The sequence below is a fragment of the Pinibacter aurantiacus genome, assembly GCF_019130065.1.
Classification (GTDB): Bacteria; Bacteroidota; Bacteroidia; order Chitinophagales; family Chitinophagaceae; genus Pinibacter; species Pinibacter aurantiacus.
Genome location: NZ_JAHSPG010000002.1, coordinates 248,377 through 265,288 on the forward strand (window position 1 = coordinate 248,377; position 16,912 = coordinate 265,288).

The following is a 16,912-nucleotide window of genomic DNA, read 5'->3' on the forward strand; positions in this document are numbered from 1 at the left end:
GATGAGTTATGTAATTGTTTGAAAATGTGTACGAAGTACGATGTACGGTGTACAATAGTCGTTTGAATGGTACACTTTACATTATTTCGTACATCGTACTTCGTACAACGTACATCTTAGCGTAATGAAAACTGAAACAGCCTAAGCGCAAGGAGGATGGAAGAGTGAACTAACAGCAGTAAATGCGTAACTGTTGCTGTATGAGGAAGTATGTTTGATAGAATTCTCTGAATAAGTTGGTTCGAAAGAGATAAAGGAAGAAATGCTGCAAAATTGTACTTCAAATTTTTCCTGTGCACTTTGCCCCTCTTTCTTTTGTTGCTCTTCTTCTTTTTGAAGTTGTTTTCTTAAATGACATTTACCGTTACAATGCATCATCGGCTTGGCCTTGTTTTCGCAAAGAACGGTGGCGATGTATTTTTTGTTCAGCATATAGTCCGTCAATACCACCACTTTATTGAAAGAGGTAGCAGCTATAATGATCAGGAAAAATATGGCGGTGAACTTCTTCAAACTGTTTGCTTTGGCAATTTGATGCAAAACTAGTAACCGCGGCCTGAGATTTAAAATTTTATTATTGAAATTCCGAATGTTTCGCTTAAAAGTAATTTTTCAAAAAGTATAACGTTATGTATATGAGGCTTTGGCGAGCAAATATGATTCTCATCATATTATTGGGCAGGTTTTGCCAAAACCCTGGTTTCCTATGATTATGCAGATGGTATTTTGTATAAAATGAACATTCTGTGAACGCCGCTCGTTCGCGTTTTGCTGCACCCAGACCTAACAGGTTTCAAAAACCTGTCAGATCTGTTAGCCTGCACGTGGCACCGGCTTGAATGCTATGGTTATACAGATGTTATTTTGCATAAAACGAACATTCTTATTGAGTAACTTTATACAGAGAGCTGCCATATAAAAGAGGATTGATTAACGATTAAACAGAAAACAATGATCAAGGAAATTAACAATGGCCACGTAAGGACTGATTATTCCAAAGGCATTACCACCATTGAATTCTACCACCCCCAAAGCAATGCTCTTCCCGGAAAACTGTTAGAAGAACTTGCACACACTATTCATGCTGCGGCAAATGACAATGATACCAAAGTGATTGTGCTTCGCTCGGATGGCGATCGTACTTTTTGCAGCGGTGCATTTTTTGACGAGCTGAAGAGCCTTAAAAATCTCGACGAAAGCAAGCGGTTTTTTATGGGCTTTGCCAATTTGATCAACACAATGCGTAAATGTCCAAAGTTTATCATTGGCCGTATACAGGGCAGATGTGTTGGAGGCGGTGTGGGTCTTGCATCCGCAGTTGATTACGCAATAGCCACGGACGCTGCTGAAATAAAACTTAGTGAACTTTCTATAGGTATAGGGCCATTTGTAATAGGACCGGCAGTTGAAAGAAAGATTGGAGCCGCAGCATTCAGCAATATTGCAATAGATGCCACAAAATGGCGCAATGCGGATTGGGCCAAACGTAAAGGTTTGTATGCCGAGGTGCACACTTCAGTAGAAAATATGGACGAATCCATCAAACGTCTTGCAGATTCACTTTCTCACTTTAACCCCGATGCGATGAGGGAAATGAAAAACATGTTCTGGAAGGGTTGTGAGAACTGGGACGAACTTCTATACTACCGCGCCGGCATTAGTGCGAAGCTTATTTTGGGTGAGGAAGCGCAGATGGCGCTGGAGAGGTTGAGGGAGAAAGTCTCGTAATAACTGAGTAACTGAATGACTGAATAACTGAATGGTTGATTTTCAGTTTGGCATTACAACTTTCAACCACTCAGTTATTCAGTTATTGAGTTATTCAATTATTTTTGCCCCATGAGTGATTTACAAAGCCTTGCTGACTTTTTAGAACCTGTTAACCTTGCTGCACTTAATAATGATGAAGGTTACAAAGATGGCCAAATAGGAAAAATAATTCACGTGTATGAAGATGAGTTGCCGGATATTGAACAAGTAGATCTTGTGTTTATCGGCTGTAAGGAAACACGTGGAGCAGGGTTTGCAAATACTCCTTCACTGGCTGCAGATGCTATACGCCAGGAATTTTACTCGCTTTATTACTGGCATACCAATTTACAAATTGCCGATTTGGGCAATGTAAAAACAGGTGCATCTCTCAACGATTCTTATGCGGTCGTAAAAATGGTCGCAAAAGAATTGATTGACATGGGAAAAACTGTGGTCATTCTCGGTGGCTCCCACGACATGACACTTGCTCAATACTATGTGTATTCTCAACGCACTCAAATTATTGAAGCAACCTGCATAGATGCGCTTATTAATCTCGACATAGATTCGCCTTTGCGCAAGGACAATTTCCTGATGGAAATGCTTACGGGTGAACCCAACTTTATAAAGCACTATAATCACATTGGTTTTCAAAGCTACTATGTGCATCCGCATATGCTGGAAACAATCGATAAGCTTCGCTTTGATTGCTTCCGTGTAGGACATGCAAAAGAGTTTATGGAAGAAATGGAGCCGGTGATCCGCAACAGCAATATGCTGAGCTTCGATATGGCTGCGTTTGCACATGCCTATGCACCGGCAGGTGCGGTTTCCCCAAATGGCTTTATCGGTGAAGAAGCGTGCATTCTTATGCGTTATGCGGGCATGAGCCCAAACATCAGCACCATTGGTATTTATGGTTTTGATGAAAAACTCGATAAAGACGGCCTTACGGCAAAACAGATCAGCCACATGCTTTGGTACCTGATGGACGGAGCCAGTCGCGGAAAAATGGAAGCAACGCTTGACGAACGCGACAGTTTTTATGAATATCATCTCACCTTTTCTGAAATAGAAACCACTTTCCTTCAAAGCAAAAAAACCGGCCGCTGGTGGATGCGCCTGCCGGATGAAACTTTTATCGCCTGTTCACACAAAGATTACCTGCAAGCCAGCAGCAACGAGCTGCCAGAGAGATGGTTGAGGGCGCAAGAAAGGCAGTAGGGGCGAATTGCATTCGCCCTGCAATAAAACATGCTTGAAATAATTAAGAATTAAGAATTCTTCAGGGTCTAATACCTTGCTTTTTATTTAGCATTTTGTTTGTGCAGGCGGTGCTTATTTTTGAGATTTAAAATTGTGTGAGACGAAGGTTTTTATGTCAGGAAACCCTAATTTCAAATCAATTTCAAATCATGGAAAATCATGAAAATCATAAAGATCTGCGTTCTCTCTCTGTGCCTGGTTTCCTGTTCCCTGCAGAAAAAGATTGATAAAGCTGCCACCAGAGATCTTATCAAAGACAAAAGCCTTGCGGCTGCACATGTGGGCATTTGCATTTATGAGCCTTCGGCAAATAAGTACTGGTACAATTACCAGGCAGATAAATATTTTGTTCCGGCTTCCAATACAAAACTTTTTACATTGTACGCCGGCATGAAATTTCTTGGTGACTCGATTGACGGCATTCATTATCAGGAAACAAAGGATGCGATTTACTTACAACCCACCGGAGATCCTACGTTTTTGCACCCGGATTTTTTAAATCAGCCGGTTGTAAAATGGCTCCAGCAAACGGCTAAAAAAGTTTACATAACAGATAGTAACTGGCAGGAAAAACCGCTTGGCTATGGCTGGGCATGGGACGATTACAGTTCTTACTATATGGCAGAACGCAGCCCGCTGCCGGTGTACGGAAACGTGATCAAATGGACACAACTTCGCCAGCAAGGTGCTTCAAGTGCGGAAGACAATATCGTGTATTCCGAACCGGAAGTTGATTGGAAAGTAAAATTCAACCCGGCCAGAACTTCGGCATTCAACGTTATCAGAAGAAGAGACGAAAACGTTTTTGAAATATCCCAGGGAAAAGAAATTCTGAAAGTGGTAGAGGTCCCTTTTTATACAAAAGGTGTAACGTCTGCGTTGGAATTATTAAAAGATACATTGCAAAAAGAGGTTACGGTTGCAGAAACATTGCCTTCCGGTAATTGGCAGGTAAAGAAATCGCAACCTACAGATTCCATGTTTCGCGCAATGATCCATACCAGCGATAATTTTATGGCGGAGCAAACGCTGTTGATGGTTGCCAATAAACAACTCGGCGTAATGAACGATGGCCGCGTTATTGATACATTACTGAATTCTGTTTATAAAGATTTGCCCCAAAATCCAACATGGGTGGATGGTTCCGGGCTTAGCCGCTACAATTTATTTACGCCGCAGGATTTTGTGTGGCTCCTGAGTAAAATGAAAAATGAATTTTCGTGGCAGCGCATTTCGACTATTTTGCCAACGGGTAACACGGGTACACTGAAAGGTTACTATAAAACGCTGTCAAATAATTTGTATGCCAAAACCGGGACGCTGGCAGGGCAAATTGCCCTGAGCGGATATTTTACAACACGCAGTAATAAACAGTTGGTTTTTTCCATTCTGATTAACAATCACCATGCAGCGAATGTGGATGTGAGAAAGGCGATAGAGAAGTTTTTGCTGGAGGTGTATGAACGATATTGATGGTGGTAGAGACGCATAATAATGCGTCTCCCGATAATCAACGTTTCCGAATATATTTAAACAGATCGCGGGTGCCCGTAGAAACGCATTGCATGCGTCTCCCGAAATCCGGTGTGTTCGATATTAATCGGGCTAGGTTGCAGGTGTAACGGAGACGCATTATTATGCGTCTCTACGCATTGAACAATTTCTGCAAATAACTACCTTTAAATTCTACGAATGTTGGTGTACCACCCGGTGTGGTATTTGGCTGTGCACACACCAACAGATCTTCCACCAGCTTGCGCATTTCTTTTATGTTCAGGTAACGACCGGCTTTTACAGAATGCTGCCACGCCAGTGAACGAATCAGTTTTTCCCGCTTGGAAAATTTCACATCACTGCTGAAATGTTTGTATTGCTCCATCAAATGCTCGATGGCTGCTTTTTCATTTCCTTCTTCCAAATCGGCAGGCGTACCCTGGATCACAAACGTGTTTAAACCGAAAGGTTCTACCTGGTATCCCAATTGCAAAAGATCCTGAATAAGCTCATTCAGCATAGCTGAATCTTGCGGAGACAATTCTATTGTTGCAGGAAATAAACTTCTTTGAATAGAAATCGATCTGCCAACCAGTGCAGCTGCATAACGCTCGTATAAAATGCGTTCGTGGGCCGTTTGTTGATTGACTAATAAAAAACCATCTTCGACGGGTGCTATAATGTAAGTGCCATGAAGTTGGGTGAAAACAGTATCATCAGTAAACTGATGTTTTTTCTTTTTTACAAACCCCAGCAGATCAGCCGTGGCATAGTCCATGCCTGCGTCATCGCTTTGTACAGGCAATTGTTTTTCGTATTCAAACTTTTCTTCAACAGGCTGAGAAGATGGCTCGTAAAAACTTTTCCAATGTTTCAGTTCGCTTTTGCCTGTATCAATAAAATGTGCCTGGTTCTTTTGCGTGAAAGATTGGTATAAGTTGGATGAAGCAGCAGCGGACTGTTTGTCTTGCGTAAATGGTTTGCTTACGGCTTCCGATTGCTGAATATTTACATCAATATCAAACTCGAGTGTGGGTGTAATACTAAACTGTGCCAATGCGTGTTTTACAGCAGCCTGCACAAATGCGTACACAATTTTTTCATCTTCAAATTTGATCTCCTGCTTTGTTGGATGGACGTTCACATCAATTTGGGCAGGGTCCAGTTCAATAAACAACACGTACATGGGGAAGCTGTCAGTTGCGATCACTTCCTGGTAGGCGTTCATTACCGCGTGATTGAGGTACGCACTTTTAATGAAGCGGTTGTTCACGAAAAAGTATTGGTCGCCGCGGGTTTTCTTTGCGGTTTCCGGTTTGCCCACAAAACCCTGGATGTTCAGGTAATCGGTGTTTTCCTGAACGCTTACGAGTTTTGCGTTGTACTGGTTGCCGAGTATTTGTATGATGCGTTGTTTCAGCGTGCCCTTTTCCAAATGAAAAAGCTGCTGATTGTTTGAGGTAAGTGAAAAGAAAATATGCGGGAATGACATTGCCACGCGGATGAACTCATCCACGATGTGGCGCATTTCTGCCGCATTGCTTTTTAAGAAATTTCTTCTTGCAGGAATGTTGAAGAAAAGATTTTTCATCGCAATGCTCGTACCCGTATTGATCGCAATGGGTTCCTGTTTAATGACCAAACTGTTTTCGACTTCAATGCAGGTTCCGGTTTCGTCTTCTGCTCTTTTTGTTCGCAGTTCCACCTGCGATACTGCTGCTACGGAAGCCAGCGCTTCTCCTCGAAAGCCCATGGTGCGGATGTGGAAAAGATCGTCGATCTGTTGAATTTTGGAAGTGGCATGGCGCTCAAAGCACATGCGTGCGTCGGTTTCGCTCATCCCTTTTCCATTATCTATTACCTGTATCAGTGCCTTGCCGGCATCACTTATGATCAGTTTTATTTCGGTAGCACCTGCATCCACCGCATTTTCAAGCAATTCCTTTACGGCGCTTGCCGGTCTTTGGATCACTTCTCCTGCAGCTATCTGGTTGGCTATATTATCTGGTAGTAATTGAATTATATCTGTCAAAGTCGTCGTCCCCTTTTTGCGAAATTAGGTTAATTTGAAAATTTGAAGATTTGAAAATTTGAAAATGCGTGGGGCGGACGTATGCAAACATTGATATTGCCACAGAAGACACAGAGGAAATACAAAAGACGGGCGAATTTGCACTTTTTGCTCTGTAAGGCTTGTAGCCTTGCAGCATTATTTTGTTGCCTTTGGCAACAAGTAGATCGCCAGAGGCGATAGAATATAGCTCCAAAGCTACAAGCTTTGGAGAGCGGATAGGATAAAAAAGCCTGTTTCCCCGGAAACAGGCTTTTGAATTTTGATCTTTTATTTATTAAAGCTTGATAAGTTCCGCTAATTTCTCTTCCAAAGCCTCGCCTCTTAAATTTTTGGCAACGATTTTTCCTTGGGGATCAATCAGCAGGTTTTGTGGTACGGAACTGATGCCGTATAGTTTAGCAACATCATTTTTCCAATACTTTAGGTCGCTCACGTGCGTCCAAGGCATACCATCATCGTGAATGGCCTTTAACCATTTTTCTTTGCTGTTATCCAAAGAAACGCTAACAACGGTAAAGTTTTTATCCTTGTATTTGTTGAAAGCTTTTACCACATTAGGGTTTTCTGCGCGGCAAGGGTGGCACCAGCTCGCCCAGAAATCCAGCAGTACATATTTTCCTTTAAAAGAAGAAAGGGAAACGGGTTTGCCCAATGTATCGTTTTGGGTAAAGTCCATAGCATATTTGCCGACTGCCGTTTTTTGTGAAGTCTCAATTCTCTTTTTCATTTCAATGCCTGAAGGAAGCTGTTGAAGATTTTCGGGCAGTTTATTGAACAGGGCCAGCGCCATGTTTGCATCTGGTTGAAAACCTTTGTACATATTTACCACATAGAGCCCTATGGGTGTATTGGGATTTTTATCAAGAAAATTGGCGTAAAGCTCTTCTGCATGTACTGCTTTAATTGAATCCAATTCCCTTCCCAGCCTTTCTATTTCGCTTTTCTTTCCCGCTCTGCGTGCTGCAGTAAGATTATTCAGCAATTTTTCATAACGCGGAGAGAACTGTTTTTCAAGCGCCGTAATTTTTGCGTAATCTGGCTGACCTTTAGATCCGGTAAATTTTGCGCTTTTCAAAGAAGAAGTGGCTGTCATGCCAATATTTGCAGGTTCTAACCAAAATTGTAACACATCGTCAATAACTTGCTGTCCTGGTTTACGCGTGTATACGATGGACATAAATGCCACTACAGGTTCAGCGACGTGTCCCTTAATTTGAAAGCTGCCATTTGTTACGCTTGCACTGTCTGAGATCCTCGTTTGACCGTCGTTGTAAGAAAATAGAATTTTGTCGATCGGTTTAAATGCGTTCAACTTGCCATTCAGTTCGAACTCTTGTCCAAATCCCCATGCACTGATGCCAGGGAGCATTACTAATAAGAGAGCTAGTTTTTTCATTGTAAATATTTTAATGGTGGAAGAAAGTTGTTGGTTGTTAGTTGATAGTTGTTTGTAGGAAATGTTTAACCTCAAGCCCAACAACTATTAACTAACAACTATTAACTTTTCTGATTTGCTTTTTCGATCTCGTTAATAATTCTGTCTGATCCTGAAAACTTTTGTGTGATCAGCAGCAGATAGCGGATGTCTACACAAATGACTTTGTGAAGATCTTTTTCGTAGTTAAACTCTCTTGTCATGGACTCCCAGTTGCAGTCGAAAACAAGGCCAATGAGTTTTCCTTCGCCATTCATCATTGGGCTTCCGGAGTTACCGCCTGTTACGTCGCCATTTGTGATAAAGCAAACGGGCATATCGTTGTTGCTTCCAAATGTTCCGTAGTCCTTGCTTTGCCAGATATCTTTGAGTTTGCTGTTTAGCTGGTAGTCTTTGATGCTCGTGTTATCAGCTTTAGCTATCAGGCTATTGAGCGTAGTTTGATACAGGATCGTTTTTCCATCTACCTGCAGATCTGAAATAGTGCCAAAAGACAGTCTTTCTGTTCTGTCTGCATCCGGATAGTAATCGTTGTTTTTAAACTCAGAAACGCTGTTGTAGTAGGAGTAAATAAACCTGCGGCTCTTGTCTGCATTCGCCTGGCAGGTTTTGAATATTTGCCAGTCTTTCTCATGAATGGAATTATACAACTGCATGCCAGGATCATTTTCCAATGTTCCGGTTGGGCTCTTCAGCCAGCTCTGCAATTTATCACCATCACAAAACACAGAAGTGTTGAACACTTCGTCAACGTATTGATCAATGGCTTGAGGTGACTGAAGATTTTTTGTGACAAATATGTCCGGCAAAAATTCGGCAGGCAAACTATCTTTTAACAGCTTTAATACTTCTTTAGTTACGCGTTTATCAACAGAGATATTGAAGCCTTTGTAGTAATGAGACGTATTGGTTAAAATATTCTTTGATACCGAAGGTTTGCTTTTAAAATCTGTTGCATAATTTTTAAGCGAAGTGCCAAAGGCTCCAATGAACTGAATGACTTCACATGCATTTGAGAAACTTTCAGAATAATAAGTCTGTGCTCTTTTTGTGCTGGAATTTGCATCCAACGCAGCTTTTAGGTCTTGCAATGTTGTGGCGTAAGATGCCTTTTTGCTGTCATCCTGCATCACCCAGTTTGTCCATTGATTTTGAAAAGCCTGTTTTTTTGAAATGATATTTAATTTATCGATCCAGTAATTCATGCCCACTGCGTTCTTGTAGTAGTTAGCAGAGGTGGCATACTTTTCCGCATAGAGCTGTTTGATTGCCGGGCTCTTGCTCATTTCATCTTCCAAAATGGATTGACGGATCTTGCGAACAGCAATCATTGGATTGTTGAAGGACCGCGTTTTATCTTCAATTTGAAATGATGTAGCGTTTCTATCTGACTGCTGAGGATAGCCCATCGACATTGCAAAGTCGCCTTTCTTGTATCCTTCTTTTGAAATGTGCAGATATGTTTTTACTGCCAGTGGAACATTTGCAGGAGAGTAAGAAGCAGGAGCACTATTCTTGTTTCCATATACTCTAAAGAAAGCGAAGTCTGCGCTTTGTCTTGGCCACATCCAGTTGTCTGTTTCTCCGCCAAACTTTGTTACGTTTTTAGGAGCTACACCCACTAATCGTACGTCGCTGTATTGCAATTGCAGATAAAGAATGAAAATGCTGTTGTTTTTATAAGGCTTGATCTGAATTTTATATTGCGGATACTGCTTTTTATATTTTTCCGTAACTGTAGTCATCACATCCTGGAACTTATTGGTTGAAGTCGCATTGCTCATTTGACTTTTCACCTCATCAGTAATATCCAGGATTTTTTTATTGATGGTAATGGTAAGGCCGCTAACAGGCAATTCTTCTTGTGAGGACTTTGCCCAAAAACCTGTTTGAAAAATATCATTGGTTGGCCCCACATATTGCTGAATGGCACTGTACGAGCAATGGTAGTTGGTAAGTATTAACCCATTGTTGGAAATAATAGAACCAGTGCATCCTTTGTCGAATGCTATCACGGCCTCGCTCAATGCTCCTTCGTTCTCTCCGGTTAGTTGCTCGACAGGAATTTTTAGGCCCATTGCTTTTAGTTCCTGTGCATTGTAGCGCTTCAGGAGTGCCAGCAGCCACATGCCATCATCGGCACGTAGCTGAAGTGAAACAGAAAATAAATAAACAACAAGCACCAGCCATTTTAAAAGAGGCTTCGTATTGATCATTATAAGTTAATTCAATCGTTAAAAGAATGCGCCTGCGGCGCAAATATTTGCCACAGAAACACAGAAGCACAGAGGTCATTTATTTTGTTCTGTGTTTCTGTACCTCTGCGGCAACATTGGACGCGAAGCGGTCTACTATTTTGTACTGAAGATGGTTTCCAGCATTTTGTCTATTGCCTCACCTTTTAATCCTTCTGCTATTATCTTTCCGTTTGGATCGATGATCCATACTGCAGGCAGGCCGTCGATGCCATACTTTTGTGCAACGGGCGACAGTTTACCTCCTACAAGGTCAGAAGCATTGTGCCACACAAGACCATCTTTTTCGATGGCTTTTTTCCATGCGCCTTTATCGGAATCCAATGAGAAAGAAATCATCTCTAACCCATAAGGATGAAATTTTTCATAGATGGCTTTGTTATGTTTGTTTTCTGCACGACACGGCACGCACCATGAGGCCCAGAAATCAAGCATCACGTATTTACCTTTAAAAGAAGAAAGAGAGATTTTGGAACCATCTGGTCGCTGCACATTAAAGTCAGGAGCTGCAACACCGCTAACCACTTTGCGTAACACATCGGCGCGCTCTTTCATCTCCTGGTAATATTTGTGTTTTGCGAAGTAAGGTTTGAAAATGCTCAGCATTGAGTCTATCTCATTGTACTTCATCATTGGCAATGGTTCCTTCGCCATGTACAGTGCAACCAATGAGGTTGGATAGTTCCTGATAACAGAATCCGTATAGTGCTTTTTTTCGTCGTCCTGCTGTTTAAAAAGGGCAGTTTTTTCCTCTCTCGAAGCAGTCGCGCTCATCATCATCTCATTGCGCTTAAAAGTTTGCTGCAAGTAAAATTGATGATATTGGTTGTAACGATCATTTTCCGGCGTACCGGCAATTGTGGCTGTATACAATTTATCTTTGTTGCCCTTTATCTCTACGTTGCCTTTCTCTGCAATGAAATCGATACCATAACGAACGCCGCCAAATCTTAATTCATAAACATCGCTGAATAAAGTGGCTGGAAGGTCGAATGAAAAATCGCCGTTCGGTTTGGTCATTGATCGGGCAACGGTATCTGCGCCATGTTCTCCAGATCTCCGTATCACAAAAACTTTAGCCTCTTGTTGCAGGCCGGCAATATTTCCGCTAACAGTGCATTTGTTGTCATTTGCAAAACTGCTTAGCTGAATTGCGGAGGTGAAAGCCAGCGCCAGCAAATACTTAAATTGAATCATTTTCTCTTTTAACTGTTTAATTTTTTATAAAAATGAGCAATGAGGTTAGGGGTTAAGGGTGTTGTAAAGGCGAATTGCATTCGCTCTTTAACGAATTATTTTTCAGCTACCAAGGCATTCACCATAGTATTGTTCCAAGTATGATTTTTTTGTAGCAAAGCAGCTTCTGTCAGAGAAAAATATTGATAGGTGCGTGGAGCAGTGAAAGAGTTGTCCCATGTTGCATCAAAATAATAATAGCCACCATTATAATTTGCCCTGGTCCATGCATGCGCCACATTACTGCCATATCCTGAAACATTGTAGCATTGAATGCCTGCACCGTTTGCCAACATGTTTAATGCCCACGAATAGCCACCGCAAACAGCCTTCCTGTTTACAAAAACACCAAAAGCTGTCTGAGAGTTAAAATCCAAACTAGGGGTATTGAAGTTGTAATCGTAAGAGGTAGGTGCCACATAATTATAGATGGCGGTAAATTTTTGATCGTTTGTCATACCAGGCGTTATGATACGCGCCAAAATTTGAGTAACTGAATCTTTGCACCTGTTGATTCGTGCTATACAGTCATTCATATCTATTGTAGAGTTTGGCAGTCCCTTAGGGGAAGTGGCGGCGGTAATAGAAGTGGCGTCGGCGTTAAAAGTATAGACAATAAAGCCATATCCGGTTTGAGCTCCCAACACCAACTGCATGGTAGTAACGTCAAGCGTTTTGTTTGTAATGGCAATAGGAATTTCTTGTCCCAATGGAGAACTTGTTACAGCAGTGATCAGATCATTGTAGCTGTTGACCTTTTTAGTGCCGGCTGGTACTGTGTTTGGATTTATACCTAATTTAAAGGGCATGTATTTTATATCATACTGGAGAACCTTCGCCAGTTGGTTATAGGTCTGCACTGTTGTGTAAGCATATTTCAAAGAACTGTCTTTGTTTATTACGTTTTGAAAAGCGTTGATTCCAGTAACGTTTATCTGGTCAGCTGTCAAATTCATAGCAGACAGATCCATGTAAATGGTTGGCGTAAGCAATTTAATAGCTGCTGATAAAAGGTCCGACATCTCCTGAAGGCTCTTCGGCTTCGGAAAATTGTTTGTATGGGTTGTGTCTTGTTGATTATTATCGGGTGCGGAATTACCGGATTTTGAGCATGCTGAAATAACCAGCGACGACGCCACAGCCAGTATTGATAATGTTTTTTTGAGTTTCATAAAAGACTTTTTGTTTAGTGAGAAAACTGTTGGTATAAAGCCAATTAATAATTAATAATGAATAATTAATAAGGGAACATTCGTTATAGATTGCAGCGGTACTAATTTTTGAACAGACTTGCAACAGTGCTTTTGTCAGGTATGCTGCCCTATTAATTATTCATTATTAATTATTAATTGATTTTAAAACGGTTTATAATTCATAGCTGAAATTTTTCCCGAAATACCCGTGTAAGCTGTTACAGAGCCAGTCATTGCTCCGTTGATGCCATTAATAGGTATTTGCAATACGGTGCTTTGTGTTCCGTCGTAAAGGGCTACATACAAGAGCTGTCCATCATATGGATGATCTTTTACTTTAAACACCTGCATGGATGTTATAGTATTGCCAGGATAAGTAGTGGTAATGTCATAATAAAGATTAGATGTTTTATAGTTGTTGCTGAGATAGATTTTTGAACTATCAGCGTAATACATTACATCTCCTTTGTTACCGAATGCGAAATATTTAGCATCTGCTATTTGTGGTGAAAGCAAAGAAATAGAATCTACTATTATACCGCGCTGGTTGCTGTTAAGAGAGAGCGATTTTGTATTGTCTGTAGGGAAGTTCGGATCAGGAAGTCTTCCCAGATCAGCTATATAAACTCTGCGTGTTCCCGCTTTCGCAGAGATAGGGCTTGTGAAGTTAACATCTGACATTACACAATACCAGTATTTAGAATAGTATGGGCTAAGACGGCTTGGGCTGTACCCTTGTTCAGCATATTCCATAAACTTGCCCGTAGCTGATAAACTAAATCCGCCCGTAGGAGCAGTACCTGAAAATGCAACTACTGTATTGGTGTTGTTTGCAAGGTAAAAGGTTCTTGCATTTGTATTAAAGAACACTGCAGCATAAGAGGCATTTGCGGCTGTCAGATTATCGATATCCATCGCCAAATAAGGAGATGCGGCGTAGGTCCATGGTGACGCAGTTAGAAAACTTTGTACTCCAAAAGGCTGGAAGCCTACCGGATTGATTTGCCCCTGGTAATATACGCCTGAGTTGTTAATTAAAAGTTCATTGACACCTTGTGTTCCGTATGCCTGAAAACCTACAGCTGAAGGAGCCTGGCTAAAGAAACTAGCATACGGTGCCTGAATTTGCAAATTACCGAACTCTGTTCTGTACCCGCCGTTAGGGTAGGTAAATACGTACACTTTACTATCAGAACCACTAGATCCGTGATTCGTGAAGTTTACAGACCTTGCCTCGCCTTCAATTTTTTTCCCGTTAACCAGTGAGAAGATATTTCTTTGAACTGAATCAACGCCTGCTGGGACCACTGTATTTAATTTATTGTTTACTACAATGCTGACATCGCAGGACGTAGCGTCACCATGCAGTAACATGAGGCCCGACATAGCAAATGAGCTTACCGTAAAAGGCGTATTGATTATTTGCGTTACGTTCCCGTTAGCAGGATCAGAAACGTGCAATCTCAGCATATAAGTGCCGGGGCTGAAATACATATTTGAAGACAAATTTTGAGCTGTGCTCAAAACAGTATCAATGAATTTTCCTGAAATACCGGGCGTAGATTCAGACTTTGTGAGCCTCCACTCGTATGTTAATTTAGAAGGATCTACTCCTTTCATAAAGGTCGGAGTAACTGAACATATGTCATTTTGCCTCACCACCATTTGTGATGCAAATTTTGAAGCATCCACAAAAGTGGCGTTCAGATTTTTATAGTCGTAATTCCCTTTATCCTTAAAGCAGGCTGTAAATGCAACGGCTGTCAAAGAAAATAGTATAATTAACTTAATTTTTTTCATGAGTCTCTTTTATCATTTTAGAACTAAATACTGCATTGCATTTATCTAAGGCAATGCGTTTAATTTTTCACTAGCCAAGTCCCGGGCCACCAAACACACCAAAGAACAATTGAACACCATTCTCATCTTTTAATGCGGGAGTGTGTGTTCTGTTATAGTTGGTTAAGGCGTTCCGTATTATTTGGTTATAGTAGCCCATCAAAGCGCGATTATTCGGATCAGGGAAGCTGGTGATGTGGCACGAGTCAAGAATAAATTGAGTACGCACTCTTGAAAATGGAGTGCCGAAAGCTGATGCATAGTTTGAATTATCATAGTTGTCAGGCTTCAGGTATTTATATCCCCAAAGGAAGACAGCTTTAGTTTTGCCTGCATAGCCAAGCTTGAAATTGCTATTCTCCACTACAGAAAGCTGCAATCGTAAAACGGAATCCGTCACCACCGCTTTTTTGTAAATAACGATGGGGATGTTTACTTTGAATGCTCCTGCGGGCATTATGTTACTGGCAATTTTAAAATCTACATTTTCTTTCGCGGTTGAACTGTCGGTAACTACATTAATACCAATTTCCCTGTCTGTCGATGCTGCGTTTCCCATCACGTTGGCTTCAAACCAAATGGTATCCTGTGTGGTAACATTCGGATGAAAAGGGAAAGAGTATATCAAAGAATCTCTTGTTACAGTTTTATCAAATTCACCCGGTATACGGAAGTACACACGAGCATCCTGTTGATAGGTTTCAATGTTGCTTTTTTTGCAGGCAGTGAATAGCAAAATACCTGCTACAAATGCGCCCGCGATGTATATTACTGTTTTCATTTTTTTACTTTTAATGAAGTGAAATGGTGGTGTTACCGATTAAGGGTTGTATTCAGTTTCGTTATCCGGTTTTGGCAAAAACCAAAAAGTAGAAGGCGACGAATAAAACGTATTGTAACTCCATGTACCTGTGCTGTTAACTGATGTTGGGAAGTTTACCGGAACGCTTCTGTTCCTTTTGGCATAGAAGAAGAACTGCCCTTCACCCTGGAATTCCTTATAGTATTCTTTGGTAATTTCTGTACGTAACGTTGTTGGGGTCAGAGTGCTTGCAAGATCGTTTGTGATACCTCTGTGTCTGCGTACTTCATTCAAATAACCTACGGCAGTAGGATAATCTCCCTGTGCGTTTAGAATACACTCAGCAGCGATGTAGTTCATTTCTGAACGGCGAAGCAAAGGAATGCGGGCCGCGTAGTTTGAGTTATAACCTGACGGCTGATAATATTTCTTTGACACATAGTAGTTGCTTGAAGCATCTGCGGGCATTATATTTTGATCAGAAATTCTCGCGTAACGATAGTCGGTTAACCCTGTACTATTGATGCTTGTGTTTTCAAAAAAGCCTTCATAATAATAAGTGATGGAAGAGCCTGATTGCGTACGTCCTTTCCTGGATAATTGGTTGCCGCTGGTAAGCGCAGATATAAACCAGTTGTTTGAAATGGTTTGCAGGTTGAACACGTTCAATGCAAACAGATGTTCCGTTGAAAAAGTGAAGTCTATATTCTTATTATCACTGGAAATCAGGTTCGCAGGGTTTACCCAAGGGAAAATCTGGTCACCGGCAGACATTACCGCCTGCGCTGCTGCCAAAGCGTTTACATAATCTTTTCGCCACATATACGTACGCGCCTGCAAACCTTTTACAGCATAATAATTAAGACGCAGATTACGATCGTTCAGGAACACATCGGATGATTTTTTTTGTCCGTTAATGATCGGATCTTTTTGCAAATAGGTTGCCGCATCCTGCAAATCCTGGCTAACATAGGCTAACACCTGAGCCCCGGTGGAGGCTTTGGTAACGCCGGTTGAAAGCGTTTTCACATAAGGGATAGCCGGCTGTGTTAAACTCAGGGAATCGTTTAATGCAAACATTTTAAACACTTCCAAATGAAGAAATGCTCTGAGAGCAAGAGCTTCACCTTTAACGATAGAGTAATTGTTGCCGGTAAAAATGGCTGAATCGGCATCAATGTTGCCCAGGATATTATTAACGTTGGCGTTGATGTTGTATAATCCACCCCAGAACTGGTCTATTCTCGGCCTTACAGTTGTAAGCTTGTAAACATTCGCGTTGCCGGTACCGTTAACAAGATCTGTGTATGCATTTGACGTAGCGTCATACTCCTTTGCCAACGCATCAAAAAAACCAAATGATAACTCACGGCCGTACAGTGATTCCGTTGTCATCATAGTGTACGCACCTATCAATGCATCTTTGTACCCCTGCTCAGTTCTCAGGAGATCTTCCGATTTAATTTTTGTCTTTGGCTGTACATCCAACCATTTTTTACAGGATGTTGCCGTAACTAAAACAACGGCGGAAAATATTATTATGAATTTGAATCGTGTCATGTTAAA

12 protein-coding genes are annotated in these 16,912 nt (G+C 41.3%); 3 read left to right on the forward strand and 9 right to left on the reverse strand.

Annotated elements, in window-relative coordinates; genetic code table 11:
- Positions 1-141 precede the first annotated feature (141 nt).
- Positions 142-513, reverse strand: a complete 372-nt coding sequence (locus KTO63_RS04425; protein ID WP_217789956.1) for a hypothetical protein — start codon at positions 511-513, stop codon at positions 142-144.
- Between the two features lie 438 nt (positions 514-951).
- On the opposite strand from KTO63_RS04425, the gene KTO63_RS04430 reads away from it, so the two are divergent.
- The 3 genes from KTO63_RS04430 to KTO63_RS04440 all read left to right on the forward strand — a co-directional run bounded on the left by KTO63_RS04430 (position 952) and on the right by KTO63_RS04440 (position 4,491).
- Complete coding sequence (locus KTO63_RS04430; protein ID WP_217789958.1) at positions 952-1,728, forward strand: enoyl-CoA hydratase/isomerase family protein; 777 nt, start codon at positions 952-954, stop codon at positions 1,726-1,728.
- 111 nt (positions 1,729-1,839) lie between these two features.
- Positions 1,840-2,976, forward strand: a complete 1,137-nt coding sequence (locus KTO63_RS04435) for an arginase family protein (RefSeq protein WP_217789959.1) — start codon at positions 1,840-1,842, stop codon at positions 2,974-2,976.
- Positions 2,977-3,177: 201 nt separating this feature from the next.
- Positions 3,178-4,491, forward strand: coding sequence for a D-alanyl-D-alanine carboxypeptidase/D-alanyl-D-alanine-endopeptidase (locus KTO63_RS04440; protein ID WP_217789961.1), 1,314 nt, complete (start codon positions 3,178-3,180; stop codon positions 4,489-4,491).
- A gap of 172 nt (positions 4,492-4,663) precedes the next feature.
- Here the strand turns inward: KTO63_RS04440 and mutL are convergent, their stop codons facing one another.
- The 8 genes from mutL to KTO63_RS04480 all read right to left on the reverse strand — a co-directional run bounded on the left by mutL (position 4,664) and on the right by KTO63_RS04480 (position 16,906).
- Complete coding sequence (gene mutL, locus KTO63_RS04445; RefSeq protein ID WP_217789962.1) at positions 4,664-6,544, reverse strand: DNA mismatch repair endonuclease MutL; 1,881 nt, start codon at positions 6,542-6,544, stop codon at positions 4,664-4,666.
- A 316-nt stretch (positions 6,545-6,860) separates the two neighbouring features.
- Entirely contained in the window at positions 6,861-7,982 is a 1,122-nt protein-coding gene (locus KTO63_RS04450; protein WP_217789964.1) for a TlpA disulfide reductase family protein, read from the reverse strand.
- 101 nt (positions 7,983-8,083) lie between these two features.
- Positions 8,084-10,237 carry a S46 family peptidase gene (locus KTO63_RS04455; RefSeq protein WP_217789966.1) on the reverse strand — a complete coding sequence of 718 codons (2,154 nt, stop codon included), beginning with the start codon at positions 10,235-10,237 and terminating at the stop codon, positions 8,084-8,086.
- A gap of 135 nt (positions 10,238-10,372) precedes the next feature.
- On the reverse strand, positions 10,373-11,473 hold the full coding sequence (locus KTO63_RS04460; RefSeq protein ID WP_217789967.1) for a TlpA disulfide reductase family protein: 1,101 nt from the start codon (positions 11,471-11,473) through the stop codon (positions 10,373-10,375).
- 95 nt (positions 11,474-11,568) lie between these two features.
- Positions 11,569-12,684, reverse strand: coding sequence for a transglutaminase domain-containing protein (locus KTO63_RS04465; RefSeq protein ID WP_217789968.1), 1,116 nt, complete (start codon positions 12,682-12,684; stop codon positions 11,569-11,571).
- A gap of 183 nt (positions 12,685-12,867) precedes the next feature.
- Entirely contained in the window at positions 12,868-14,505 is a 1,638-nt protein-coding gene (locus KTO63_RS04470; RefSeq protein ID WP_217789969.1) for a PKD-like family lipoprotein, read from the reverse strand.
- 70 nt (positions 14,506-14,575) lie between these two features.
- Positions 14,576-15,325 (reverse strand): DUF4843 domain-containing protein, encoded by a 750-nt coding sequence (locus KTO63_RS04475; RefSeq protein WP_217789970.1) that lies wholly within the window; start codon positions 15,323-15,325, stop codon positions 14,576-14,578.
- 39 nt (positions 15,326-15,364) lie between these two features.
- On the reverse strand, positions 15,365-16,906 hold the full coding sequence (locus tag KTO63_RS04480) for a RagB/SusD family nutrient uptake outer membrane protein (RefSeq protein WP_217789971.1): 1,542 nt from the start codon (positions 16,904-16,906) through the stop codon (positions 15,365-15,367).
- Positions 16,907-16,912 lie beyond the last annotated feature (6 nt).